This is a genomic window from Paucibacter sp. Y2R2-4 (assembly GCF_025717535.1).
Classification (GTDB): Bacteria; Pseudomonadota; Gammaproteobacteria; order Burkholderiales; family Burkholderiaceae_C; genus Paucibacter_A.
Genome location: NZ_JAJIRO010000001.1, coordinates 352,969 through 376,146 on the forward strand (window position 1 = coordinate 352,969; position 23,178 = coordinate 376,146).

A 23,178-nucleotide genomic window follows, 5' to 3' on the forward strand; every position below is an offset into this window, starting at 1 on the left:
CAATTGATGCATCAAACGGCCTGAGCCAAGTGGATGTTTTGCTTTGCCTCGGGCCTCTTCAGAAAACTTCGAACAACTCATCTGAAAGAGCACCGACATGTTTGCACTGTCCCACTTCATCGCCACTTCGCAACACTACTTCGTGTCGCCCATGCCCGCCGCCGATGCGCGCTTGGCCGGCCAGAGCGCAGCCGTAGCCAGCTTTGGCCGCCAAAGCTTGAGCTCCAAGGGCGAAGAATGGGTGATGGCCGCCGCCTTCACCTTGGCTTGGTTGACCTCCTTGACCGCCGTGGTCGCCGCTGCCTGATTGGCAGCTCGGTCGGCAGCTTGATCGGCAGCCAAATCGGCGAACTCAAAACACGAGACGGCTCAAAGATTGAACGCCGTGGTCCTCTTGATGGTGCGCAGCACCAGCATGGAGTTGGACCTTGCCACCTCGGGCAGTTGCATCAAGACGTCGGTATGGAAGCGCTCCAGCTCCTCGGCGTCTTTGTAGGCAAAGCGGATCACATAGTCATTGGTCCCCGCCACATAGAAGCAGTCCAGGATGTCTGGACTGTCTTGCACCGCTTGCTCAAAGGCCGCCAAGGCGGCGGTCGTCATCCGCTCCAGATTGATGATGGTGTAGCTGGTGCCCTGCTTGCCCACCGCCTTGGGGTTCAGCAGCGCCACATACTGGGCAATCACGCCTGACTCCTCCAAATGCTTGACGCGCCTTAAACAGGCCGAGGGCGAGAGGTGCACCCGCTGCGCCAGCTCAATATTGGGCAAACGACCATCCCGCTGCAGTTCGTTCAGGATGTTGCGGTCGATCGCATCCAATTTCACTTCAGAACTCATAAATCGAATAATTCGTCGTTTTGTCGATGAATTATCGCAGCGGATTGCAAATCCACGGGTTTATCGGGTCCCAATGCGCTCGCACATTGCGTCACCGCTTGACTAGACTGTTAGGCAGAAGAGGGGCAGATCCAGGGCCCCTTCGCCCCATCAGATCTAGGAGTACCCGCCCATGTCCAGCCCCCGTGACGCTTATTGGATGCCGTTCACCGCGAACCGCCAGTTCAAAAAGTCACCGCGCCTGATCACCCGTGCCGACGGCATGTATTTCCACGATGACCAAGGCCGCCAAGTGCTGGACGGTATCGCCGGCCTGTGGTGCGTCAACGCCGGCCACAACCGGCCGCGCATCGTGGAGGCGATTCAAAAGCAAGCCGCCGAGCTGGACTTTGCCCCGCCGTTTCAAATGGGCCACCCCAAAGCCTTCGAGTTGGCCGAGCGCCTGACCGCCCTGGCGCCCGCCGGCATGAGCAAGGCTTTTTTCACCAACTCGGGCTCGGAGTCGGTGGACACCGCGCTGAAGATGGCGATTGCCTACCACCGCGTCCGCGGCGAAGGCGCGCGAACCCGGCTGATCGGACGCGAGCGCGGCTATCACGGCGTCAACTTTGGCGGCATCTCGGTCGGCGGCATGGTCGGCAACCGCAAGATGTTCGGCCAGATGCTGGGCGGCGTGGACCACATCCGCCACACCCACGACCCCGCGCGCAATGCCTTCTCGGTGGGACAGCCGGCTTACGGGGCCGAGTTCGCCAATGACTTAGAGAACGTCATCGCCCTGCATGACGCCTCCACCATCGCAGCCGTCATCGTCGAGCCGGTGGCCGGCTCCACCGGCGTGCTGATCCCGCCGCAAGGCTATCTGCAACGCTTGCGTGAGATCTGCGACAAGCACGGCATCTTGTTGATCTTTGACGAGGTCATCACCGGCTTTGGCCGCACCGGCAATCCTTTTGGCGCCCAGACCTTTGGCGTCACGCCCGACCTGATGACCGTGGCCAAGGGCCTCACCAACGGCTGCGTGCCCATGGGCGCAGTGCTGGCCAAGGACTTCATCTACGACGCCTTTATGCAAGGCCCTGAGCACCTGATCGAGTTCTTCCACGGCTACACCTACTCGGCCCACCCACTGGCCTGCGCCGCCGCGCTGGGCACGCTGGACACCTATGCCGAAGACGGCCTGCTGACCCGCGCCACCGAAATGCAGGGTTACTTCGCCGAAGCCTTGCATTCGCTCAAAGACGCGCCGCATGTGATCGACATCCGCAATATCGGTCTGGTCGGCGGCGTGGAATTGGCGCCGCTGCCGGGCGAGCCCGGCAAGCGCGCCTTCTCGGTCTTTTTGGACTGCTGGGAGAAAGGCGTCTTGATCCGCACCACCGGCGACACCATCGCCCTGAGCCCGCCGCTGATCATCGAGCGTCAGCACATCGATCACATCGTCGACACCGTGCGCGGCGCACTCAAACGGGCGGCTTGATTTTTCAATATGAGTTCGCTGCTCGACTCAGACCGCAAACTGGCGCAAGACAGCTACTATGCTGCCAGCGCGCCGCGCAAGCAGCAGTTCGCTCCCTTGCAGGGCAGCATCGCTTGTGACATTGCCATCGTCGGCGGCGGCCTAGCGGGACTTTCGGCCGCCATCGAATTGGCGGATCGCGGCATGACGGTGGTCTTGCTGGAAGCGGGCCAAGTTGGCGGCGGTGCCTCGGGCCGCAATGGTGGCCAAGCCCTGGCCGGCCTGGCCTGCGAGCAAGCGAACATCGAGGCGCAACTTGGCCTGGCCGAGTCGCAACGCATCTGGGCCATGAGCCTGGAAGCCATTGCCTTGATCCAGCAGCGCTGCCAGCGCTTTGGCATTGACTGCGAATGGCAAGAGGGCTATCTCAGCCTGGCCACCAGCCCTCGCAAAGCACGGCAATTGCAGGACTGGAACGAAGGCATGGCGCGCGACTATGGGCACCAGCAACGCTGGCTGACGGCCGCCGAGATGCCCAACTGGATCGCCAGTGAACGCTTCCACGGCGGTGTGTACGACAGCGCCTCCGGCCATTTGCACCCCCTCAAATACTGCCTGGGTTTGGCCCAAGCAGCGGCTGCGCTGAAGGTAAGCTTGTTTGAGCACAGCGCAGTTTCGTCCATGCAAGAAGCCCAAGGACAGATCACACTGAGCACCGCATCACCCAGCGGCCCTGGGCAAGTCAAGGCCAAGCAAGTGCTGCTGGCAGGCAACGTCTATCTGCCGGAGATTGCGCCACAGTTGGCCCCGAGTTTGAGCGCCCGCATCATGCCGGTGGGCACCTATATCGCCTGCACCGAGACCCTGCCGGAAGAGCGACTGCGGGCACTGATTCCCTCGCGCGCGGCGGTCTGCGACACCAATTTCGTGCTCGACTACTTCCGCCCCACCGCCGACCAGCGCTTGCTCTACGGCGGTCGGGTCAGCTACAGCACGCTCTCTCCGCGCGACCTGAAGGCCAGCATGCGTGAGCGCATGCTGCTGAGCTTCCCGCAAATGGCGGACGTGCAAATGCAATACGGCTGGGGCGGCTTTGTCGACATCTCGATGAACCGCGCCCCTGATTTTGGTCGACTGGGCGGCCAACAAAACATTTACTACCTGCAAGGCTTCTCGGGCCATGGCCTGGCTTTGAGCGGCATGGCCGGCAAATTGGTCGCCGAAGCCATGCTGGGCGACGCCGGCCGCTTTGACACCTTTGCTCGCCTGAAACACCGCCCCTTCCCTGGCGGCCGATTGATGCGCATGCCGGCCTTGGTGCTGGGCATGAGCTACTACCGATTGAGGGACATGCTTTGACTTCGCTAACTGCTGAAACCCGCGTCATTCTGAAAAAGCAATCATCAGTCATGCAGGGCAAGCCGGTCGTGCTGGTGCCCGCCTGCAACCGCATGGTGGGGGATCACCCCTTTCACATCGCCGGCAAAAAGTACATCGACGCGGTGCGTCTGGCCGGCTGCCTGCCGCTGATCGTGCCGTCCAGCACACCTGAAGAGTTGGATGAACTGTTGGCGCTGGCCGACGGCGTGCTGCTGACAGGTTCGCCCTCCAATGTGCACCCCAGCCATTTCGATGAAACGGTGCACAACCCCGCCCTGCCGCTGGATGCTGAGCGCGACGCCTGGACCCTGCCCCTGGTGCCCAAAGCCCTGGCCCTGGGTATGCCCCTGTTCGCCATTTGCCGCGGCTTTCAAGAAGCCAATGTGGCGCTGGGCGGCTCGCTGCATCAGGCGGTGCAGGAGCAAAGCGGCTTGAACGATCACCGCGCACCCGAGGGCCAACCGCCCGAGGTGCAGTACGCCGAGCAACACCAGGTGCAAGTGCTGCCGGGCGGCTTGCTGGCCGACTTGCTGGGGCGCGAAGCCTTCGCGGTCAACTCCCTGCATGGTCAAGGGGTCAAGCAGTTGGCCCCCGGCTTGCGCATCGAGGCGGTGGCGGAAGACGGCTTGGTCGAAGCCTTCTCCCATGCGGACTCAAAGGGCTTCAATCTCTGCGTGCAGTGGCACCCGGAGTGGCGCGCCGCCAGCAACCCGGTGTCCATGGCCTTGTTGAAGGCTTTCGGCCAGGCCTGCAGCAACTACCAAAGCAGCAAACATGGCTTAGAGCCAGAAACCTAGCGCCAAGCCTCCACTCCCTTCGGTCTCAAGAACACAGCTTCAAGGTGAATCACGATGGTGAATCGAACGCAATTTTCTTTCAGCGAGTTGGAACAGTGGCTGCAACAACAAAGGGTGACCGAGATCGAGTGTCTGGTCCCTGACCTGACCGGGGTGGCGCGCGGCAAGATCCTGCCGCGCCAAAAGTTCACCGAAGACCGCGGCATGCGCTTGCCCGAAGCGGTGGTAGCCATGGGCGTGACCGGCGAGTTCCCCGAAGAAGGGCCTTACTACGACGTCATCAGCCCGAACGACCGCGATATGCATCTGCGCGCCGACCCGACCACGGCCCGCCTGGTGCCCTGGGCCATCGACCCGACCGCGCAAATCATCCACGACTGCTTTGATCGCCATGGCGAGTTGGTGCCTTTTGCACCGCGCTCGGTCTTGCGCCGCGTCTGCGGCTTGTTTGAAGCCGAGGGTTGGGACCCGGTGGTGGCACCCGAGTTGGAGTTCTATCTGGTGGCCCGAAACAGCGACCCCGACATGCCGCTGAAGCCGCCCATCGGCCGCTCCGGCCGCGCCGAAACTTCGCGCCAGGCCTACTCCATCGACGCGGTCAATGAGTTCGATCCGCTGTTCGAAGACGTCTACGACTACTGCGAGAAGATGGAACTCAACGTCGACACCTTGATCCATGAGGTGGGCGCCGGGCAGATGGAGATCAACTTCTTCCACGCCCACCCCATGGGCTTGGCCGACGAGGTGTTCTTCTTCAAGCGCACGGTGCGCGAGGCGGCACTGCGCCACGATATGTTTGCCACCTTCATGGCCAAGCCGATTGCCGGCGAACCCGGCAGCGCCATGCATGTGCATCAAAGCGTGATCAATAAGAAAACCGGCCGCAACCTCTTCAGCAATGAAGACGGCTCGCCCAGCCAAGAGTTCTTTTGGTACATCGGCGGCTTACAAAAATACATTCCGGCTGCCATGGCCTTGTTCGCCCCCTATGTGAACAGCTACCGACGCCTGGCCCGCTTCACTGCAGCGCCCATCAATATTCAATGGGGCACGGATAACCGCACCGTCGGCATCCGCTCACCGCTGGCCGAGCCGAATGCGCGCCGCATCGAGAACCGCGTCATCGGCGCCGATGCCAACCCCTATGTGGCACTCGCCGCCACGCTGGCCTGCGGCTACCTGGGCATCAAGAACAAGGTCGAGCCCTCGCCGGAGTGCAAGGGGGACGCGTATTTGGGCGACTTCCAACTGCCGCGTAGCCTGGGCGAAGCCCTCAATCTGCTGCGCGCCGAGAAGGACTTGGCGGCCGTGCTGGGTGAATCCTTTGTGACCGTGTATTCCGAGGTCAAAGAGATCGAGTACGCGGAGTTCATGAAGGTCATTTCGCCCTGGGAACGCGAGCACCTGCTGCTGCATGTTTGATGCACAAGGAATGAAGTCATGACGACAACGACAACAACACGTAGCACCCAGGCTTGGCAGGCCGCGGATGCCAGCCACTTTCTGCACCCTTTCACCGACTTTCAAGGCCTGGCCAAAAAAGGCTCACGCATCATCACGCGGGCCGACAACATCTATCTCTGGGACAGCGAGGGCCACAAGATTCTTGACGGCATGAGCGGTCTTTGGTGCGTGAACATCGGCTACGGGCAACAAAGCCTGATCGATGCCGCCGCCGAGCAGATGAAGCAACTGCCCTTCTACAACGCCTTCTTCCAAACCGCCACCATGCCGGCCATCGAGTTGGCCGAGGTGTTGGCCGAGATTGCGCCGGCGGGCTTTGAGCATGTGTTCTTCACCGGCTCGGGCTCGGAAGGTAACGACACCATTGTGCGCATGGTGCGGCGCTACTGGGATGTGTTGGGGCAACCGGAGCGGCAGGTCATCATTGGCCGCAACAACGGCTATCACGGCTCCACCATGGCGGGGGCCTCGCTGGGCGGCATGAGCGGCATGCATGCGCAAGGCGGACTGCCCATTCCCAATATCAGCCATATCGAGCAGCCGCATTGGTTTGAGCATGGCCAGGGCATGAGCCGCGAAGACTTCGGCATCAAGGCCGCCCGCTGGCTGGAAGACAAGATCCTGGCCCTGGGCGCCAACCGGATCGCGGCCTTCATTGGCGAGCCGGTGCAAGGCGCGGGCGGTGTGATCGTGCCGCCCTCGACCTACTGGCCCGAGATCCAGCGCATTTGCAACAAGTACGGCATCTTGCTGGTCAGTGACGAAGTGATCTGCGGCTTTGGCCGCACCGGCAACTGGTTTGGCTGCGAGACCCTGGGCTTCAAGCCCGATCTGATGACTTTTGCCAAGGGCGTCACGTCCGGCTACATCCCCTTGGGCGGTGTGCTGGTGGGCGAACGAGTGGCAAAGGTCTTGATCGAGCAAGGCGGGGAGTTCAACCACGGCTTCACCTATTCAGGCCACCCCACCGCTTGCGCCGTGGCCCTGGCCAATTTGAAGCTGCTGCGCGAGCAAAAAGTGGTGGAGCATGTGCGCGAAGACATCGGACCCTACCTTGCTCAGCGCTTTGCAGAGCTGAACGAGCATCCGCTGGTGGGCGAAACCCAGAGCTGCGGAATGATGGCCGCGGTGCAATTGGTGAAGAAAAAAGCCTCTGCCCAACAAGCCGCCCAGGTCTTCGACCCGGCGCTGGAGGTCGGCATGATGTGCCGCGCCCATTGCTTCGGCAACGGCTTGATCATGCGCGCCGTGGGTGACCGCATGATCGTGGCGCCACCGCTGGTGATGACGCGGGCACAGATCGACGAAATGATGACCCTGGTTCGCCGCTGCCTGGATTTGACGCTGGAGGAATTGATGCGTCGAGATTTGCTGTAAGCCCCAGTGCTGCGGCGGTGTCTTGTCCGCCACAACTGCGGGTTTCGGTGGATGGGCAGCGCGCCCACAAACCCTAGACTCATTGCAGATCCTTGCTTGTTTTTGCTCAGCCCTATTTGAGAGGAAACCTTCCATGAACTTGATCGCTTCGCGTCGCCCCCTCCCCCGTTTCGGCGCGACTTTGAATTCGGTGATGTCGGCCGCTTTGCTGGCTGCGGCCAGCTTGATGAGCCCGGTGGCGCAGGCGCAAGAGGAAGAAAAAGTCCTCAATGTCTACAACTGGTCCGACTACATCGCCGAAGACACGATCAAGAACTTCGAGAAAGAAACCGGCATCAAGGTGCGTTACGACAATTTCGACAACAACGAAATCGTCCACGCCAAGCTGGTGGCCGGCAAGACCGGCTACGACATCGTCGTGCCCTCCAGCTACTGGGCCAAGCTGCAGGCCGACGGCGGCTTGCTGCGCAAGATCGACAAGAGCCAGATCCCCAACTACAAAAACCTCGACCCCGAGGTGCAGGCGCAGCTCGCCAAGCTGGACCCCGGCAATGAATTCTTCGTCAACTGGCTCTGGGGCTTCACCACCGTCGGCATCAATGTGGACAAGGTCAAGGCGGCACTCGGCGGCATGCCCATGCCCGAGAACGCTTGGGACCTGCTCTTCAAGCCTGAGTACATCAGCAAGCTCAAGAGCTGCGGTGTGAGCATGTTGGACTCGGCCACCGAGGTGGTACCCGCCGCCCTGCACTATCTGGGCAAGCCGCCCTACACCAAGTCCATCGGCGACTTTGCGGCTGTACCGGCCTTGCTGAAGGCGATTCGCCCCAGCGTCACCTTGTTCAGCTCATCTGGCTATATCAATGACCTGGCCAATGGCTCGATCTGCCTGGCGCTGGGCTTCTCGGGCGACATCAATATCGCGCGCCAGCGTGCCATCGACGGCAAGACCGGCCAGAAGATCGAAGCCCTGATCCCCAAGACCGGCGGCATCATCTTCATGGATGTGATGGTGATCCCGGCCGACGCACCTCGCCCCGGCAACGCCCACAAATTCATCAACTACATCCTGCGCCCCGAGGTGCACGCCAACCTCAGCAACAAGGTCTTCTACGCCAACCCGAACAAGGAGGCCAAGAAGTTCGTCAAGCCTGAGGTGGCCAACAACCCCAGCGTCTTCCTGAGCGATGCAGACATGAAGAAGATGGCGGCGCCCGACTCCATCAACAACGACATCCGGCGCCAGATGACCCGCATCTACACCTCCTTCAAGACCGGTCTGTAAACCCGCCCTGCCACGGCCTCAGCTGGAATCCTTCACCGATGAGCAGCAACTACCTCCAAATCGACAATGTGGTGAAGGACTTCGGCGGTGGCGCCGTGGCCGTGGACCGCGTATCCATCGACATTGCCAAGGGCGAGATCTTCGCCCTGCTGGGCTCCTCCGGCTGCGGCAAGACCACCTTGCTGCGCATGTTGGCGGGCTTTGAAACTCCCAGCAGCGGCCGCATCATCTTGAATGGCCAAGACCTGGCGGGCCTGCCGCCTTATGCGCGGCCCATCAATATGATGTTCCAGAGCTATGCGCTATTTCCGCACCTCAGCGTGTGGGACAACATCGCCTTCGGCCTGCGCCGCGATGGCTTGCCCACAGATCAAATCGCGACTCAGGTCGAGGCCATGCTCAAGCTGGTGCAGCTGGGCAAGTATGCACAGCGCAAGCCGCACCAACTCTCGGGCGGCCAACAGCAACGGGTCGCCCTGGCGCGCAGCCTGGCCAAGAAACCGCAGCTGCTTTTGCTTGACGAACCGCTGGGTGCGCTGGACAAAAAGCTGCGCGAGCAAACCCAGATCGAGTTGGTCAACATCATCGAAAGCGTGGGCGTGACTTGCGTGATGGTCACCCATGACCAAGAAGAAGCCATGACCATGGCCACCCGCATCGCGGTGATGAGTGAAGGCCGCATCCTGCAAATCGGCGCACCGGCGGATATTTACGAAACCCCGTCCAGCCGCTTCGTGGCCGACTTCATCGGCAATGTCAATTTGATGGAAGGCACGCTCAGCGTCGATGAACCCGACCATGTGGTGATCGCCTGCGCCGACTGCCAGCACTATGTGGGCCATGGCATCACCGGCACCGCCGGCATGGCAGTGAGCGTGGCCTTGCGACCCGAGAAAATCCGCCTCAGCAGCGACAAGCCCGAGGGTGATTTCAACCAGGTGCGCGCCAAGGTGCGGGAGCTGTCTTACTTCGGCGCCTTCACCGTCTATCACTTGCAACTGCCCAGCGGACAACTGATCAAGGTCAGCGAGAGCAATCTGGCACGTTACCGCGAGCATCCACTGACCTGGGATCAAGAGGTCTGGGCCTCCTGGTCGCCCAGCTCGCAAGTGGTGCTCACGCACTGAAGCCGGGGCAAGCACATGAAGCCAGTTCAAGGTCTGCGGGCTCGCCTCTCTCAGCTGTTCTCGGGCCGGCATGCGGTGATTGCCTTGCCCTACAGCTGGTTGTTGCTGTTCTTTGCCCTGCCCTTCCTGATCGTCATGAAGATCAGCGTCTCGGAAATGGAGACGGTGCATTTCAAAGACCTGATTACTTACGCCGATGGGGTCTGGCGCCTAGCGATTAAGACCAGCAACTATGTCTTCATCACCGAAGATGATCTCTACATCAAGGCCTATCTGGCCAGCCTCAAATACGCGGCCATCACCACCGCCGGCTGCCTGCTGATCGGCTATCCCTTTGCCTACTTCATGGCGCGCGCCCTGGCCTCGCTGCAACCGGCCCTGCTGATGTTGGTGATGCTGCCCTTTTGGACCAGCTTTCTCTTGCGAGTCTATGCCTGGAAGGGCTTGCTGGGTGAGCACGGCTGGGTGGCCGAGGCGATTGAGGCCTTGGGCTTGGATCAACTGCTCCTGGCTGCCGGCATGATCCCCGCCCTGGGCAAGCTGCTCAACACGCCGTTCTCCTTGGTGGTCGGCATGGTCTACACCTATCTGCCCTTTATGGTGCTGCCGCTCTATGCCAATCTGGCCAAGATGGATCTGCGCCTGCTGGAAGCGGCCAGCGATTTGGGTGCCACGCCTTGGCAGGCCTTTTGGCGCATCACCGTGCCGCTGTCGAAGGCCGGCATCATCGCCGGCTCGATGTTGGTCTTCATCCCCTGCGTCGGTGAGTTCGTGATCCCCGAGTTGCTGGGCGGCCCGCAGACCTTGATGATTGGCCGCGTGCTCTGGGATGAGTTCTTCAGCAATAACGACTGGCCCATGGCCTCGGCGGTGGCCGTGGTGATGGTGCTCTTGATCATCGTGCCGCTGGCCCTGTTCAACCGCTATCAGGCCGAGAGCCAAAGCAAGGGCCCAAGCGCCGCAGGAGGCCGGCCATGAAGCGCGCGCTGCTAGGCCCCAAGGGCAGCCGCCGGTTTGGCATCGGCTGGATGGTGATGGCCTTCGCCTTTCTCTACCTGCCCATCCTGACCCTGATCATCTACTCCTTCAATGACTCCAAGCTGCCCTCGGTCTGGGGTGGTTTCACCCTCAAGTGGTACACGGCCCTGGCCAGCGATACCGAGTTGCTGAGCGGCCTGAAGCTTTCGCTGGAGATTGCAGTGGCCACCGCTACCGCCTCGGTCTTGCTCGGTTGCTTTGCCGCCTTTGCCTTGGTCAAGTACAAGCGCTTCCGCGGCCGCACCTTGTTCGCCGGCATGATCAATGCACCGCTGGTGATGCCCGAGGTGATCGTGGGACTTTCCTTGCTCTTGATGTTGGTGTCCATGCAGCGGGCGCTGGGATTTCCGGAGCGTGGCGTTATGACCATCTGGCTGGGACATCTGCTGTTGGGCATGGCCTATGCCACGGTGGTCATCCAGGCGCGTCTGAGCGAGTTGAGTCCGCAGTTGGAGGAGGCCGCCATGAATCTGGGGGCGCGGCCGCATCAGGTTTTTTATCTGGTCACCTTGCCGATGATTTCGCAGTCCATGTTGTCGGCCTGGCTCTTGACCTTCTCGCTCTCGCTGGACGATGTGGTGCTGTCGGCCTTTTTGTCGGGCCCGGGTTCCACCACGCTGCCTTTGGTGATCTTCTCCAGAGCAAGGCTGGGCGTCAGCCCCAGCATCAATGCGGTGGCCACCGTCATCATTGTGGTCGTGGCCATTGGCGTGGTGCTGGCCAGTTACTTGATCGCCAAGGCCGAACGCCGACGCAGCGCCGAGATGGCCGCGGCCATGCGTGGCGGCCACTGATAGCACTTCCCCTTTTTCCTCCCTCCTCCTCGCTCTAAAAAAAGGAAGACGATCTTGAAACATTCCTTCACGCTCGCCGCGCTGACGATGGCTCTTGCCGCGGCCTTCCCCAGCTTCGCCCTGGCCCAGACCAATGATGAAGTACTGAAAGAGTTGCGCGCGCTGCGCGAACGGGTCAATCAGTTGGAAGAGAAACTCAAAGCGGCCGAAGCCAAAGCTCCGGCCGCCGCGCAGTGGGGCATGACGCCGCAGCAAGCCCAGGAGTTCAACCGCATTGCGGTCAAGACCGAGGCCTTGGAAGACGCGGCCGAAGCCATGGGCACCAAGAACTTAAAAATCAGCGGCTTCATCGATCCGGCCTTTATCTATAACCGCGCTCAAGACAGCGCGGGCTTTCAACTGCTCAACAAAGACCCCTACGCCTACGACAACGGCTATTTCGGCATGGCCTTGATCGACTTCCAAAAGGAAATGGAAGGCGGCACCAAATGGCGTCTGACCCTGGCCCCCGAGCGCGGCACGGGGGCGGTCTTCAATGGCGGCTCCATCGTGCACGAAGCCTCGGTCAACATCCCCTTGGGCGATTTGCAAACCCGGCTCTGGCTGGGCCAGATCCCTGACTGGACCGGCTATGAGATGACGCTGTCGCCGCTGAACAAGCTGGTTACTCACAACCTCTTGTTTGACTTCACCGCGCCCACGGCCTACACCGGCGCGGTGCTGGATCTGACCCTGGGAAAATGGCTGGTCAAGGCCGGACTGGCCAATGTCAACAATGCCCGCAAGTCCAGTGGCAACACCACGCCGGCGCTGATTTACCGCGTCGACTATGCCAAGGGTGAGTTCCAGGGCTTTGGTTTCACCGGCCTGCATGGCAAGGCCTACAACTACGCGGCCGACGCCCTCTTGGCCGAAGGCGAGCGCGCGCGCGACACCCGGGTGGATCTGCTGGAAGCCGATGCCTACTTCATCCGCGGCGACTGGACCCTGCAAGGCCAAGTCAGCTGGGGCCGCCAAAAAGGTAGCGCCATCTTCCACGACGACGGGCAACTGCGTGATGCCAGCTGGACCGGCCTGTCCGCCCTGGCCGCCTACAAATTCATCCCGCGCTGGGAAGCCGTGGCGCGCTTGGACTACCTGAGCAATAGCAAGAACGGCGGCGGCTTGTTTGGCTACAGCGACAATGACGGCCGTAACGGCCTGGGCCGTGGCAATGGCTTCACCTGGGACGAAGCCAACCCTGACCCAATTGGCGCCGCCAAGGGCGCAGACCGTTATGCCCTGACCCTGGGCCTGAACTATCTGTTCAACCCAACCACGCTGTTCAAGCTGGAATACCGCATGGACGCTGCCAGCGAGGCCGTCTTCTTGAACCGCAGCGACAACAGCTGGGGCAAGCGCAACCACCTGCTGGGCACCTCGATGGTGGTCAGCTTCTGAGGTCTTTTCTATGAGTGACACCCGTAAAGCTGCCATCGATTGGCACAGCCGTGCCCAAGGCCTGAGCATCGACGGCCGCCCCGTCATCGGCGGTCGCCGCGTCGATACGGCAGCCGGTCTGCAGTTCGACTGCATCTCGCCGCTGAACGGGCAAAGCCTGGGCGCAGTGTCCCGCGGCCAGGCCGCCGATATCGACAGCGCCGTTGCCAGTGCTCGCGCCGCCTTTGAAGACGGCCGCTGGGCCGGCCGATCACCGGCCCAGCGCAAACGGGTGTTGCAAAACTTCTCCGAAAAAATCTTGCAGGCCAAGGAAGAACTAGCCCTGCTGGAGACGCTGGACATGGGCAAGCCCATCCAGTATTCGCTGAGCGTCGATGTGCCTTCCACCGCGCGCTGCATCGCCTGGTATGCCGAGGCCATCGACAAGGTCTATGACGAAATCGCCCCCACCGGCCGCAATGCCCTGGCCCTGATCCAGCGCGAAGCCATGGGCGTCATCGGCGCCATCGTGCCCTGGAACTACCCCATGATCATGGCCGCCTGGAAGCTCGGGCCGGCGCTGGCGGCGGGCAATTCGGTGGTCTTGAAGCCCAGCGAAAAATCGCCGCTGACGGCGCTGCGACTGGCCGAGTTGGCGCTCGAAGCCGGCTTGCCGGACGGCGTCTTCAATGTGGTGCCGGGCTACGGCCATGAGGCCGGCGAAGCCCTGGCCCTGCATATGGATGTGGACGCCATCGGCTTTACCGGCTCCACCCGAGTGGGCCGCAAGATGCTGGAGTACGCGGGACGCTCCAACCTCAAGCGGGTCTACAACGAGCTGGGCGGCAAGTCCGCTTTCTTGGTCTTCCCTGACTTTGAGGACCTGAAGCGTGCCGCGCAGACGGTCGCTGGCAGCATGTTCTTCAACCAAGGCGAGTCCTGCAATGCGCCTTCACGCGTCTTGGTGCATGAGAGCATTGCCGACGAGTTCGTGGCCCTGCTCACCGCTGAAGCGCCGCGTTACCAGGCCGGCGACCCGCTGGACCCTGCCACGGTCATGGGCGCCCTGGTGGACGCCGGCCAACTCGGCACGGTGATGGGCTATATCGAATCGGGCCGAGAAGAAGGTGCGCGAATGGCTGCAGGTGGCGGGCAATCGCGCGCCGACAGCGGCGGCTATTTTGTTCAGCCCACGGTGTTCGACGGCGTCACGCCGCAGATGAAAATCGCTCGCGAGGAGATCTTTGGCCCAGTGATGAGTGTGCTGCGCTTCAAGGACGAAGCCGAAGCGGTGCGTATCGCCAACGACAGCCCTTACGGCCTGCAAGCCAGCGTCTGGAGCCAGCACATCGACCGCGCCCACCGGGTGGCCCGCGCGCTTCGCGCCGGCACGGTGCATGTGAATCAGTACGACGAAGATGACATGACCGTGCCTTTTGGCGGCTACAAGCAAAGCGGCAATGGGCGCGACAAATCGCTGCATGCTTTTGACAAATACACCGAGCTGAAAACCACCTGGCTGCGTATCAACAACAGCTGAGGCGACACGCTGGGCTGCGGACTCGGCTAGAGTCAGGCCCATGCGTATCGATTTTGTCTCCGACGTTTCCTGCCCCTGGTGCGCCATCGGGCTCAAGTCTCTTGAACAAGCCTTGGCGCGAATGCCCGAGCTTCAGGTGGACCTGCATTTCCAACCCTTTGAGTTGAATCCGCAAATGGCGGCCGAAGGCGAAGAGATCAATGCCCACCTGGCCCGCAAATACGGCGCGGCGCCGGTCCAGCTGGCGCAAACCCGCGAAACGATTCGTCAGCGTGGCGCCGAATTGGGCTTTACCTTCACCAAGGGCGCCCGCGACCGCATCTACAACACCTTCGATGCGCATCGCCTCTTGCATTGGGCCGAGTTACAAGGCGGGCATTTCCAGCGCGACTTGAAGTTAGCGCTGCTGAAGGCCTATTTCACCGAGGGGCAGAACCCCAGCTCGCATGAAGTGCTGCTCAAGGCCGCCGGCGAGGTGGGCCTGGACGCACAGGCGGCAGCAAGCGTCTTGAGCACGAATCAGTTCGAGGAAGAAGTCCGCCAGGCCGAGAGTTTTTGGCAGGCCCAAGGCATTCAGTCGGTGCCGGCCATCGTCATCAATCAGCGCCACCTGATTTCTGGTGGTCAGCCACCCGAAGTCTTTGAGCAGGCGCTGCGGCAGATCGCCGCTGCAGGTTGAAGGCGAAAGCCCCAGGACTCGCCATGACCATGGTTTGGCCCCAACACGGCAGCTTCAGCTTGCGATGGCAAGGCGATGTCTTGATCGCGAGCTACTGCGGCACCTGGAACGAAGTGGCCTCGCGCAATCTGCACCGCCAGGCTCGCGCACTCTGGGTCGAGCGCGGACTTCAAGCGAATGGACAGCCGCAGGCCTGGGGCCTGCTCAGCGACGCCCGCGAATGGGAAGGCGGCACGCCTGAGGCCTTGGCCGAATGGTGGGCCTTCTTCGAGGACGGCGTGCGCCACGGCATGGTCGCCGTCACCGACGTCCTGCCCTCGCAGTTTCATGAAGCGATGGTCAAGTCATTGGCCGAGCGAGCCGGCCGGCTGACGCGTTACCAGCTCAGTGCAAGGCCAGAAGACGGCCTGGCATGGCTGGCGCAGCAAGGCCTACAGGCGAAGCAGATTGAGCCGCAAGTCCGGAGCCAAGACACAAGCCCCGGTTGAAGGGACTCAGGGGCGAGGAATCGCCGCAGCTTCTTTCGCCAAACGGGTGATGCGAGCCCAATCGCCCGCATCCACCGCGTCTTGCGGCGTCAGCCAAGAGCCGCCGCAGACCTTCACATTGGGCAAACTGAGGAACTGCGGGGCAGTTTCCAGGCTGATGCCGCCGGTCGGGCAGAAGGCCACATCTGGGAATGGGCCGCCCAAGGCCTTGAGCAAATTGACGCCACCCACCGCCACTGCAGGAAAGAGCTTCAAGAAGTTGTAACCCGCGGCATTGGCTTGCATCACTTCGCTGGCGGTGGACACGCCAGGCAGCAGCGGCAGGCCATGTTCTTGGCAAGCCGAGCCAATCGCCTCGGTGAAGCCAGGGCTGACGCCGAACTGGCAGCCGGCATTCTTAGCTGCCAGCACATCGGCGGCGCTGCGCAAGGTACCGGCGCCGACGATGGCCTCGGGCACGGCGCGCGCCATCGCTTCCATGGCCTGCAGCGCGCAGGCGGTACGCAGGGTCACTTCCAAGACGCGCACACCACCGGCCACCAAGGCCTGGGCCAGCGGCACTGCGTCTTCCAGACGTTGAATCACGATGACGGGAATGACGGGGCCGTGGCTGGCCAGGCTGAGGGTGTTGCTATTGCTCATGGCTTTGTTTCTCTGCTGTGTTCTCGGATCGAGTGAACGAGGTCGTGGCGCTTGCGGGGCTCGTTCAGAGCCAGCTGACCGCGCCCTCTTCGGCGCTCTTCACATTGCGGCGCAGACCGGCAAACAAGTCGCGACCCAGGCCGTGGCCGTTTTCGTCCACTTGAGCGTCGCTGATTTGCGCCAATTCGCGCGCCGCCCACTCAGCGGCAGGCACCAAGGCCAACAGTTCGCCGCTGACGGCGTCCATGCGCACGATGTCGCCATCGCGCAGCTTGGCCAAGGGGCCGCCTGCCAAAGCCTCGGGCGAGACATGAATGGCAGCAGGCACCTTGCCCGAAGCGCCGCTCATGCGGCCATCGGTCACCAAGGCCACCTTGAAGCCCTTGCCCTGCAAAACTGCCAGCGGCGGGGTCAGCTTGTGCAGCTCGGGCATGCCATTCGCCTGTGGGCCTTGGAAGCGCACCACCACGACCACATCGCGCTCCAGCTCACCGGCCTTGAAGGCGGCCAGCATCGATTCTTGGTCGCTAAAAATTCGGGCCGGGGCTTCAACAATATGGCGGTCGTCTGGCACGGCCGAGGTCTTGATGACAGCGCGGCCCAGATTGCCGTCCAGCAGCTTCAAACCACCGCTGCTGCTAAACGGCGCTGTGGCCTTGCGCACCACGGTCTCGTCGCCACTCTCTGGGGCCAGGTCTTGCCAGACCACGGCAGCACCCTCGCCCTGCGAAGGCAGGCGCGCAAAGGGCCGCAAGGAATCGCCAGCCACGCTCAGCACGTCTTCGTGCATCAAGCCCGCGTCCAAGAGTTCGCGGATCACAAAGGCCGGGCCACCGGCTTCTTGGAACTGGTTCACGTCGGCCGCGCCGTTCGGATAGACGCGCGACAGCAAAGGCACCACGCCGGACAACTCCGAGAAGTCGCTCCAGTCGATGATGATGCCAGCGGCACGTGCCACAGCCACCCAGTGAATCAGGTGATTGGTCGACCCGCCGGTGGCCAGCAAGGCCACCATGGCATTGACGATGACGCGCTCATCCACCAGCCGGCCGATGGGTGTGTAGCGAGCCTTGTGAGTGATTGCCAAGGCATTGCGCACCGCTTCGCGGGTGAGCGACTCGCGCAGGGGATCGTGCGGATGCACAAAGGCTGCGCCCGGCACATGCAGACCCATGGCCTCCAGCAGCATTTGGTTGCTATTAGCCGTGCCGTAAAAGGTGCAAGTTCCGGCGCCGTGGTAGGCGGCGGATTCGGCCTTCAGCAACTCATCGCGGCCAACCTTGCCTTGGGCAAACAGTTCGCGAACCTTGGCTTTTTCATTGTTCGGCAGGCCGCTACTCATCGGTCCAGCCGGCACAAAGATGCAAGGCAGGTGGCCGAAATGCAAAGCGCCGATCAAGAGACCGGGCACGATCTTGTCGCAAATGCCCAGCAGCAGCGCGGCGTCAAACACATCATGGCTCAGACCGATGGCGGTGCTCATGGCGATGTTGTCGCGCGAGAACAGGCTCAGCTCCATGCCGGGCAGGCCTTGGGTGACGCCGTCACACATGGCGGGCACGCCGCCAGCCACTTGCGCTGTCGCGCCTTGCTTGTGGGCCTCGTCGCGGATCAGCGCGGGATAAGCCTCGTAAGGCTGGTGCGCCGACAACATATCGTTGTAGGCGGTAATGATGGCCAGATGCGGCGCCTTCTCGGCCACGATGCGCAGCTTGTCATTCGCCGGCATGGCTGCCACCGCATGCGCCACATTGGCGCAACCCATGCGCTCCACGCCCCGCTTGCGCCCGCCCATGCGCTCAAGTCGCTGCAAATAGTCGCCCCGAGTCGAGGCGCTGCGCTGACGAATGCGCTCGGTAACGGCAAGAAGGGTTTGGTTCATACGCACGGCCGTGTAACTCGGCATGGTGAAAATTGGTAACCATATTACACGATCCCTCTCAACAAGCACACCCGTCCCGCGCCAAATCCGGGTACAGCGCTGTTACATCGACGCAAAGTGTCGGCCGGCTCACTTTGCCGCCCAAATTTGCCGCCCAAGGTTTCCGCATAACCTTGATGCCGCACGGCAGGGCCAGTCAGCCGAGCGAAGTTCCAAGGCCCGCCGCTTCGCCGCAGAATCGCTCGGCTTTTCACTGACAATGCTTCGCAAAGCGTTTCATGAGTGCAACCGCATGCGTTCTGTAATGGGCTTGCTGCCTTCGTTCCTGCACGGCCTGAGTCTGCAAGGCTTGCGCCGTGTTTCGGTCTTTGCTCTGGCTGCACCCTTGGCCCTCTTGCTGGCGGCTTGCGCCAGTGCACCGCCACCTGGACCCAGGCCGCCACCGGCCTTTGCGATAGCGCCGCAGAGTTCCGGCGTGTGGGCGCAGACCGAGACGCAAGTGGCGGCGCAACATGGCCCCGAGCTCTCGGGCTTTCGTTTGCTGGACAGGAACGCGGAGGGTCTGAAATGGCGTCTGGCCCTGATCGACCAAGCCAAGCACAGCATGGACCTGCAGTACTACGTCTGGTTTGGCGATGCCAGCGGCCAGTTGCTGATGGCGCGGGTGATTGCGGCGGCCGAGCGCGGCGTGAAGGTGCGCCTGCTTTTCGATGACTTGAGCACCATGCTGCGCCATATGTCGGCGCCGGAGTTGCGCGACGAGATGCTGGCCGCCATTGACTCACACCCGAACATCCAGGTGCGCACCTTCAATGCTTGGCAGAAACGCGACTGGTTGGGCCGAGTCTTCGAGGGCGCCAGCGAGTTCAGTCGCATCAACCGACGCATGCACAACAAGCAGATGGTGGTGGACAACCGCGTGGCCATCATCGGCGGGCGCAATATTGGCGACGAGTACTTCGGCATGAATGCCGAATTCAACTTCCACGATCTGGATGTGCTGGGCGTGGGGCCGGTGGCCCGCCAAGCCAGCGCCGTGTTTGATCGCTACTGGAACAGCGATTGGGTGCAGCCGATTCCCGCCAGCGCTGCGCCCACGCATTTCAGCACACGCGCTCGCCGCATCACCGCCGCCGACATCGAACTGCCAGCAGCCGCCGCCGCCCACCCGGCCATGAAGGAATTGCTGGCCGGCCGACACAGCTGGGCTGCGGAACAAGAAGCGCTGAGCCCCATGCTGGCGGCCGGACGTAGCGTGGTACATACCGACTCTCCGTCACGCGCCGAGGGCGTACAAAACCACATGCCCGAGGCCTTCAGGGCCTTGATGCGCTCGGCCCAAAAAGAAGTGCTGATCACCAACGCCTACATCATCCCCGACCCCCACTTCATGCAAGACCTGGCGGACTTGCAGTCGCGCGGCGTGCGGGTGCGCATCCTGACCAATTCCCTGGCCTCCCATGATGTGCCGGCCGTCAACGCGCATTACGAAGATTGGCGCGCGCCGATTTTGAAGACCGGCGCCGCCTTGCATGAGTTGAAACCTGACCCCGCCATCAAGAGCGAGTTCGTCGATTCCGCCCCGGTGCGCTCGGGCTTCTCCGGCCTGCACAGCAAGGCCATGGTGATTGACCGTCAGCGCAGCTTCATCGGCTCGATGAACTTGGACCCGCGCTCTGAAATCATCAATTCAGAAATGGGCGTGATCATCGACAGCCCTGCGCTGGCCGAGCGCCTGGCGCAGCGCATGGAGCGGGACATGAGCAGCGACAACAGCTGGCACTTAGACCTCCAAGGCCTGCAGGGCGATCAGCAAGTGGTCTGGCGCAGCGCCGATCAGCTGCTGGAGCGCGCACCGGCTCGCAGCAACTGGCAGCGGCTGCAGAGCTGGTTCTTCAAGCTCATGCCCTCCAGCTATTACTGAGCATGGACCAGCCATGAGGCATCAACTCATCAGACTCGCAAGCTTGGCCGGAGCTTTGACCTTAAGTGCTTGCGCCAGCTTCGCGCCGCAACCTGCGCCCGACACCTCAGCATCAGGCAAAGACAACTTCCAGACCCTGACCACGCCCATCGTGGCCCTGGGCGACACCCAAGAGCATGAACCCACCGGCTGGCCGCTGTACGACAACGACAGCGCGGTCGATGCCTATGTGGAGGTGGCGCAGCGCCCGCCCGAGCAGCCCTTGTTTGGCCGCCGCATCATGGAGTGGGCGCTACAAGCCCACCCGGATGAGAATTTCCTGCATATGGGCGATGTGCTGGACATGTCTTGCCGCTCGGAAGCGCAGCGCATGAGCAAGGTCTTCAATGCCGCAGGCCGCGCCGGCGCCATCCTGCCGGGCAATCACGACGGACTGATGTTTGGCATCTACGGCTACAGCATCTTGGACGACATCCTGAATCGCGATGCGCAGAAATGGAACCAAGCCTGCCGCCGTGGTGCCAGCGTGGAGGACAAGAAGCACAAGACCGAGAACGAGGCTTTCAGCAAGCGCGACTTCATCCAGATGTATTTGGCCGGCCAGGCGGCGGTGCCCAGTCAGCCCGGCATCGTGCTGCCGCCCGTCAAAGGCTCGCATCGCGTCAGCTGGCGCAACCCCAATCCTGAGGCATTTCTCAGCGGCATCGAAGCCCATGTGCTGGACGGCTTTGCCTATGCCGACTCCTTCTTGGCCCAGCGCATCAAGCTGCCGCGCGCAGCCGGCGCCAGCCGCGATGTGATCGTGATCGGCCTGGACACCAACCAAGCCGGTGCCTTGGTCAGCAGCTGGGACACCTTGATGGGCCGCAGTCCCGGCAGCATTGGCCATGTCAACCTCGACCAGGTTCGTGCGCTGACGCACTGGGTCACCGAAGCCATGAGCAAGGGCGACTTGGTGGTGTTCGCAGGCCACCACAACTGGCGCGCGCTGGGCCTGCCTTCGCGCCTGCTGCTGCGCAATCTGATGTCTCAAGTGAGCCATCCCTTGGTGTATTTGTCGGCCCATACCCATCGCGGCTTTTGGGCCGCGCATCGCGAGCTCGACACCCGCCCGGTGCTTGAGCTCAATGTCAGTTCGCTGTCGGACTGGCCTGTTGCCTACCGCCGCGTCAGCTTTGCTTACGACGCTGCCGCTAACCGCATCAAGGTGCGTGGTGAGTTGATGCCACGCGGCGAGCAGCCCGTGCAAAGCGATGCCGACCTCCTGGCTGCCTGGGAGGCCCAGACCTGCGGCTCACTGGATGTGGCGGTCGAGCAATTGCGAGCGGTTGACCATGAGCTGGTGCTGAAGCAACGTGAGGCACGCGGCAATCTGCTGGGCTGGTTGATCAAGCGTTTCGGTCCCGATTGCGAAGGCTGCGATCAAACGTTGTATGAACACGCGCAGGTGTATCAGGACGCCCTGCTGGATGCGATTTTGCAGGTCAAGCAATTTGTCAGCTATGACACCAAAGCCCTGGTGCTCGCCGACTTGCCTAGCTGGTGCAAGGGGAATGACTTTGAAGCCTGCATCCAGTCGCTGCGCGCTGAACAGCCCAGCGACTACGCCAGCCATGTGAACCTGTTCCGGCGCAAAGCCAAATTGGTGGATCTCTTGGCCAACCATCTCGACGATTTGACCGAGCCCCGCGCCAAGGCCTATATGACTTGTCGCGCGGTGCAGGCCGCCAAGATTGACTTTGACGCCACCGCCGAAACCCGCAATGAAAACCGAAGCGAAGCCAATCGCCGCGCCGAGCGATTTTTCTGGACCGAAGCTACCGTGGGCATGGACTGAAACGTGAACACTCTGCGAGCCTTATGGCTGCGGCCCCTGTGCTGCCTCTTTCTCCCTTTGCTGCTCAGTGCCTGCGCCAGTTGGGTGGCCCCACCCCCGGTGATGAGCCCCTTGCCCATCGTCAATCTGCCCATTGCTGCAGCCGGCATCAGCGATGAGCGGCAGCGCTTTGGCGCCCTGTTTCAACAAGAGCTGCAAGCTCACCCCGGTGCCAAGCCGCAGCCGCTGCAGGCCTGGCTGTATGGCCTTGAGCCGGCACAAGCCGCCCCAGTGCTCAGCGTCGAAGCTTTGCAAGCCTTGAATCAACGATTCGAATCCTTGGCCGGCGGCACCTCGGTTCTCTTGATTCCCGGCTTGTTTTCTGACTGTTTTGATGACCAATCGGTGCCATTCGGCGACGGCTTGGTGCGCGAGCGCAGCCTCAGCCGCACCGAGGCTTACCGTCAATATGCCGATTTAGGGTTGGCCAGCATTCGGGCCGTGGCGGTGCTGGGGCGCGAGTCCAGCGCGGCCAATGCCAAACGGGTGGCCGAGGCGATTCGGCAAGAGGCCGAGCGCCCAGGCGTGCAGCGCATCGTACTGCTGGCTTACTCCAAAGGTGTGCCGGACAGCCTGCGCGCCTTGCACTTGCTGCAAAGCGAAGCCCAGGGCCTGCCGCCGGCGGTGAGCGACTTGATCTCGGTGGCCGGCGTGGTGATGGGCACCCGACTGGCCGACCATTTTGAAGAACTGTTTGAGTCCTTCTCCACGCGCATCGAGGCCTTTGGGTGCTCAGCCTCCGATGGGCAAGAAGTCAGCAGCGTCACCCAGCGCGAAAGTGTGGCCTGGCTGGTGGCCCACCCACCACCGCGCCAGCTGCGCTATCACTCGGTGGTCGGCTTTGTACCCAGCGCCGAGGTGGGCATTTCCCTGCGCCCTTTTCACAGCGCCTTGAACACCATAGACCCGCGCAACGATGGGCAACTGCTCAGCCGGGACGCCATACTGCCGGGCAGCAGCTTGCTGGCTGAAGCCAGGGCCGACCATTGGGACATTGCCCTGCCGCGCGAGCGCCACCCCAGCGCCTGGATGCGCGCCAGCACCAGCGAACGCGGCTATCCGCGTGAAGCCATGTTCCGCGCCTTGATCAAATGGACCGTGGGAACAAGCCCCTAACTTGTATGCTGTACAGCAGATACAGCTTGTCACCTGGCGTCATGAGAATCG

Annotated in this window: 20 protein-coding genes; 17 read left to right on the forward strand and 3 right to left on the reverse strand. The window is 62.1% G+C overall.

Going from position 1 to position 23,178, the window contains the following annotated elements:
* Positions 1 to 97: 97 nt before the first annotated feature.
* Positions 98 to 307 carry a hypothetical protein gene (locus LNV06_RS01465; protein ID WP_263536470.1) on the forward strand — a complete coding sequence of 70 codons (210 nt, stop codon included), beginning with the start codon at positions 98 to 100 and terminating at the stop codon, positions 305 to 307.
* Positions 308 to 369: 62 nt separating this feature from the next.
* On the opposite strand, the gene LNV06_RS01470 is transcribed toward LNV06_RS01465, so the two are convergent.
* Positions 370 to 840: an Lrp/AsnC family transcriptional regulator gene (locus LNV06_RS01470; protein ID WP_263536471.1), complete on the reverse strand. Its 471-nt coding sequence runs from the start codon at positions 838 to 840 to the stop codon at positions 370 to 372.
* Positions 841 to 1,012: 172 nt separating this feature from the next.
* Here LNV06_RS01470 and aptA point away from each other — a divergent pair, with 172 nt between their 5' ends.
* The 13 genes from aptA (at position 1,013) to LNV06_RS01535 (ending at position 15,687) form a co-directional block, all read left to right on the forward strand.
* Positions 1,013 to 2,320, forward strand: coding sequence for an omega-aminotransferase AptA (aptA, locus tag LNV06_RS01475; RefSeq protein ID WP_263536472.1), 1,308 nt, complete (start codon positions 1,013 to 1,015; stop codon positions 2,318 to 2,320).
* A 9-nt stretch (positions 2,321 to 2,329) separates the two neighbouring features.
* Positions 2,330 to 3,658: an NAD(P)/FAD-dependent oxidoreductase gene (locus tag LNV06_RS01480; RefSeq protein WP_263536473.1), complete on the forward strand. Its 1,329-nt coding sequence runs from the start codon at positions 2,330 to 2,332 to the stop codon at positions 3,656 to 3,658.
* Between the two features lie 50 nt (positions 3,659 to 3,708).
* Positions 3,709 to 4,476, forward strand: a complete 768-nt coding sequence (locus LNV06_RS01485) for a gamma-glutamyl-gamma-aminobutyrate hydrolase family protein (protein ID WP_263537481.1) — start codon at positions 3,709 to 3,711, stop codon at positions 4,474 to 4,476.
* Between the two features lie 54 nt (positions 4,477 to 4,530).
* Entirely contained in the window at positions 4,531 to 5,898 is a 1,368-nt protein-coding gene (locus LNV06_RS01490) for a glutamine synthetase family protein (RefSeq protein WP_263536474.1), read from the forward strand.
* An 18-nt stretch (positions 5,899 to 5,916) separates the two neighbouring features.
* On the forward strand, positions 5,917 to 7,317 hold the full coding sequence (locus LNV06_RS01495; RefSeq protein WP_263536475.1) for an aspartate aminotransferase family protein: 1,401 nt from the start codon (positions 5,917 to 5,919) through the stop codon (positions 7,315 to 7,317).
* A gap of 193 nt (positions 7,318 to 7,510) precedes the next feature.
* The gene (locus tag LNV06_RS01500) at positions 7,511 to 8,602 is read left to right on the forward strand and encodes a polyamine ABC transporter substrate-binding protein (RefSeq protein WP_411970068.1); all 1,092 of its coding nucleotides are present in this window, start codon (positions 7,511 to 7,513) and stop codon (positions 8,600 to 8,602) included.
* 38 nt (positions 8,603 to 8,640) lie between these two features.
* Positions 8,641 to 9,729 carry an ABC transporter ATP-binding protein gene (locus tag LNV06_RS01505; RefSeq protein WP_263536477.1) on the forward strand — a complete coding sequence of 363 codons (1,089 nt, stop codon included), beginning with the start codon at positions 8,641 to 8,643 and terminating at the stop codon, positions 9,727 to 9,729.
* Between the two features lie 15 nt (positions 9,730 to 9,744).
* Positions 9,745 to 10,707: an ABC transporter permease subunit gene (locus LNV06_RS01510; RefSeq protein WP_263536478.1), complete on the forward strand. Its 963-nt coding sequence runs from the start codon at positions 9,745 to 9,747 to the stop codon at positions 10,705 to 10,707.
* Complete coding sequence (locus tag LNV06_RS01515; RefSeq protein WP_263536479.1) at positions 10,704 to 11,561, forward strand: ABC transporter permease subunit; 858 nt, start codon at positions 10,704 to 10,706, stop codon at positions 11,559 to 11,561. The genes LNV06_RS01510 and LNV06_RS01515 overlap by 4 nt, the downstream gene beginning before the upstream one ends.
* Before the next feature lie 54 nt (positions 11,562 to 11,615).
* On the forward strand, positions 11,616 to 13,001 hold the full coding sequence (locus LNV06_RS01520; RefSeq protein ID WP_263536480.1) for a DUF3138 family protein: 1,386 nt from the start codon (positions 11,616 to 11,618) through the stop codon (positions 12,999 to 13,001).
* Positions 13,002 to 13,011: 10 nt separating this feature from the next.
* On the forward strand, positions 13,012 to 14,520 hold the full coding sequence (locus tag LNV06_RS01525) for an aldehyde dehydrogenase (protein ID WP_263536481.1): 1,509 nt from the start codon (positions 13,012 to 13,014) through the stop codon (positions 14,518 to 14,520).
* A 40-nt stretch (positions 14,521 to 14,560) separates the two neighbouring features.
* Complete coding sequence (locus tag LNV06_RS01530; protein WP_263536482.1) at positions 14,561 to 15,199, forward strand: DsbA family oxidoreductase; 639 nt, start codon at positions 14,561 to 14,563, stop codon at positions 15,197 to 15,199.
* 29 nt (positions 15,200 to 15,228) lie between these two features.
* A complete protein-coding gene (locus LNV06_RS01535) occupies positions 15,229 to 15,687 on the forward strand; it encodes a hypothetical protein (protein WP_263536483.1) in 459 nt (152 codons plus the stop codon).
* Between the two features lie 6 nt (positions 15,688 to 15,693).
* On the opposite strand, the gene LNV06_RS01540 is transcribed toward LNV06_RS01535, so the two are convergent.
* Complete coding sequence (locus LNV06_RS01540; RefSeq protein WP_263536484.1) at positions 15,694 to 16,329, reverse strand: bifunctional 4-hydroxy-2-oxoglutarate aldolase/2-dehydro-3-deoxy-phosphogluconate aldolase; 636 nt, start codon at positions 16,327 to 16,329, stop codon at positions 15,694 to 15,696.
* Between the two features lie 64 nt (positions 16,330 to 16,393).
* Entirely contained in the window at positions 16,394 to 18,211 is a 1,818-nt protein-coding gene (gene edd / locus LNV06_RS01545) for a phosphogluconate dehydratase (protein WP_411970069.1), read from the reverse strand.
* Between the two features lie 292 nt (positions 18,212 to 18,503).
* Here edd and LNV06_RS01550 point away from each other — a divergent pair, with 292 nt between their 5' ends.
* The 3 genes from LNV06_RS01550 to LNV06_RS01560 all read left to right on the forward strand — a co-directional run bounded on the left by LNV06_RS01550 (position 18,504) and on the right by LNV06_RS01560 (position 23,127).
* Positions 18,504 to 20,135: a phospholipase D-like domain-containing protein gene (locus LNV06_RS01550; RefSeq protein ID WP_263536486.1), complete on the forward strand. Its 1,632-nt coding sequence runs from the start codon at positions 18,504 to 18,506 to the stop codon at positions 20,133 to 20,135.
* Positions 20,136 to 20,148: 13 nt separating this feature from the next.
* A complete protein-coding gene (locus LNV06_RS01555; RefSeq protein ID WP_263536487.1) occupies positions 20,149 to 21,972 on the forward strand; it encodes a hypothetical protein in 1,824 nt (607 codons plus the stop codon).
* A gap of 102 nt (positions 21,973 to 22,074) precedes the next feature.
* On the forward strand, positions 22,075 to 23,127 hold the full coding sequence (locus tag LNV06_RS01560) for a hypothetical protein (RefSeq protein WP_263536488.1): 1,053 nt from the start codon (positions 22,075 to 22,077) through the stop codon (positions 23,125 to 23,127).
* The last annotated feature ends 51 nt before the right edge of the window (positions 23,128 to 23,178 follow it).

What these genes read in the sequence shown, in the direction of transcription:
- LNV06_RS01550 (WP_263536486.1), top strand. Translation starts at nt 18,504, where the DNA reads ATGCGTTCTGTAATGGGCTTGCTGCCTTCGTTCCTGCACGGCCTGAGT.
- LNV06_RS01535 (WP_263536483.1), top strand. Translation starts at nt 15,229, where the DNA reads ATGGTTTGGCCCCAACACGGCAGCTTCAGCTTGCGATGGCAAGGCGAT.
- LNV06_RS01555 (WP_263536487.1), top strand. Translation starts at nt 20,149, where the DNA reads ATGAGGCATCAACTCATCAGACTCGCAAGCTTGGCCGGAGCTTTGACC.
- LNV06_RS01485 (WP_263537481.1), top strand. Translation starts at nt 3,709, where the DNA reads ATGCAGGGCAAGCCGGTCGTGCTGGTGCCCGCCTGCAACCGCATGGTG.
- LNV06_RS01500 (WP_411970068.1), top strand. Translation starts at nt 7,511, where the DNA reads ATGTCGGCCGCTTTGCTGGCTGCGGCCAGCTTGATGAGCCCGGTGGCG.
- LNV06_RS01505 (WP_263536477.1), top strand. Translation starts at nt 8,641, where the DNA reads ATGAGCAGCAACTACCTCCAAATCGACAATGTGGTGAAGGACTTCGGC.
- LNV06_RS01470 (WP_263536471.1), bottom strand. Translation starts at nt 840, where the DNA reads ATGAGTTCTGAAGTGAAATTGGATGCGATCGACCGCAACATCCTGAAC.
- LNV06_RS01530 (WP_263536482.1), top strand. Translation starts at nt 14,561, where the DNA reads ATGCGTATCGATTTTGTCTCCGACGTTTCCTGCCCCTGGTGCGCCATC.
- LNV06_RS01480 (WP_263536473.1), top strand. Translation starts at nt 2,330, where the DNA reads ATGAGTTCGCTGCTCGACTCAGACCGCAAACTGGCGCAAGACAGCTAC.
- LNV06_RS01495 (WP_263536475.1), top strand. Translation starts at nt 5,917, where the DNA reads ATGACGACAACGACAACAACACGTAGCACCCAGGCTTGGCAGGCCGCG.
- LNV06_RS01465 (WP_263536470.1), top strand. Translation starts at nt 98, where the DNA reads ATGTTTGCACTGTCCCACTTCATCGCCACTTCGCAACACTACTTCGTG.
- LNV06_RS01540 (WP_263536484.1), bottom strand. Translation starts at nt 16,329, where the DNA reads ATGAGCAATAGCAACACCCTCAGCCTGGCCAGCCACGGCCCCGTCATT.
- LNV06_RS01560 (WP_263536488.1), top strand. Translation starts at nt 22,075, where the DNA reads ATGAGCCCCTTGCCCATCGTCAATCTGCCCATTGCTGCAGCCGGCATC.
- LNV06_RS01490 (WP_263536474.1), top strand. Translation starts at nt 4,531, where the DNA reads ATGGTGAATCGAACGCAATTTTCTTTCAGCGAGTTGGAACAGTGGCTG.
- LNV06_RS01510 (WP_263536478.1), top strand. Translation starts at nt 9,745, where the DNA reads ATGAAGCCAGTTCAAGGTCTGCGGGCTCGCCTCTCTCAGCTGTTCTCG.
- edd (WP_411970069.1), bottom strand. Translation starts at nt 18,211, where the DNA reads ATGAACCAAACCCTTCTTGCCGTTACCGAGCGCATTCGTCAGCGCAGC.
- LNV06_RS01525 (WP_263536481.1), top strand. Translation starts at nt 13,012, where the DNA reads ATGAGTGACACCCGTAAAGCTGCCATCGATTGGCACAGCCGTGCCCAA.
- LNV06_RS01515 (WP_263536479.1), top strand. Translation starts at nt 10,704, where the DNA reads ATGAAGCGCGCGCTGCTAGGCCCCAAGGGCAGCCGCCGGTTTGGCATC.
- aptA (WP_263536472.1), top strand. Translation starts at nt 1,013, where the DNA reads ATGTCCAGCCCCCGTGACGCTTATTGGATGCCGTTCACCGCGAACCGC.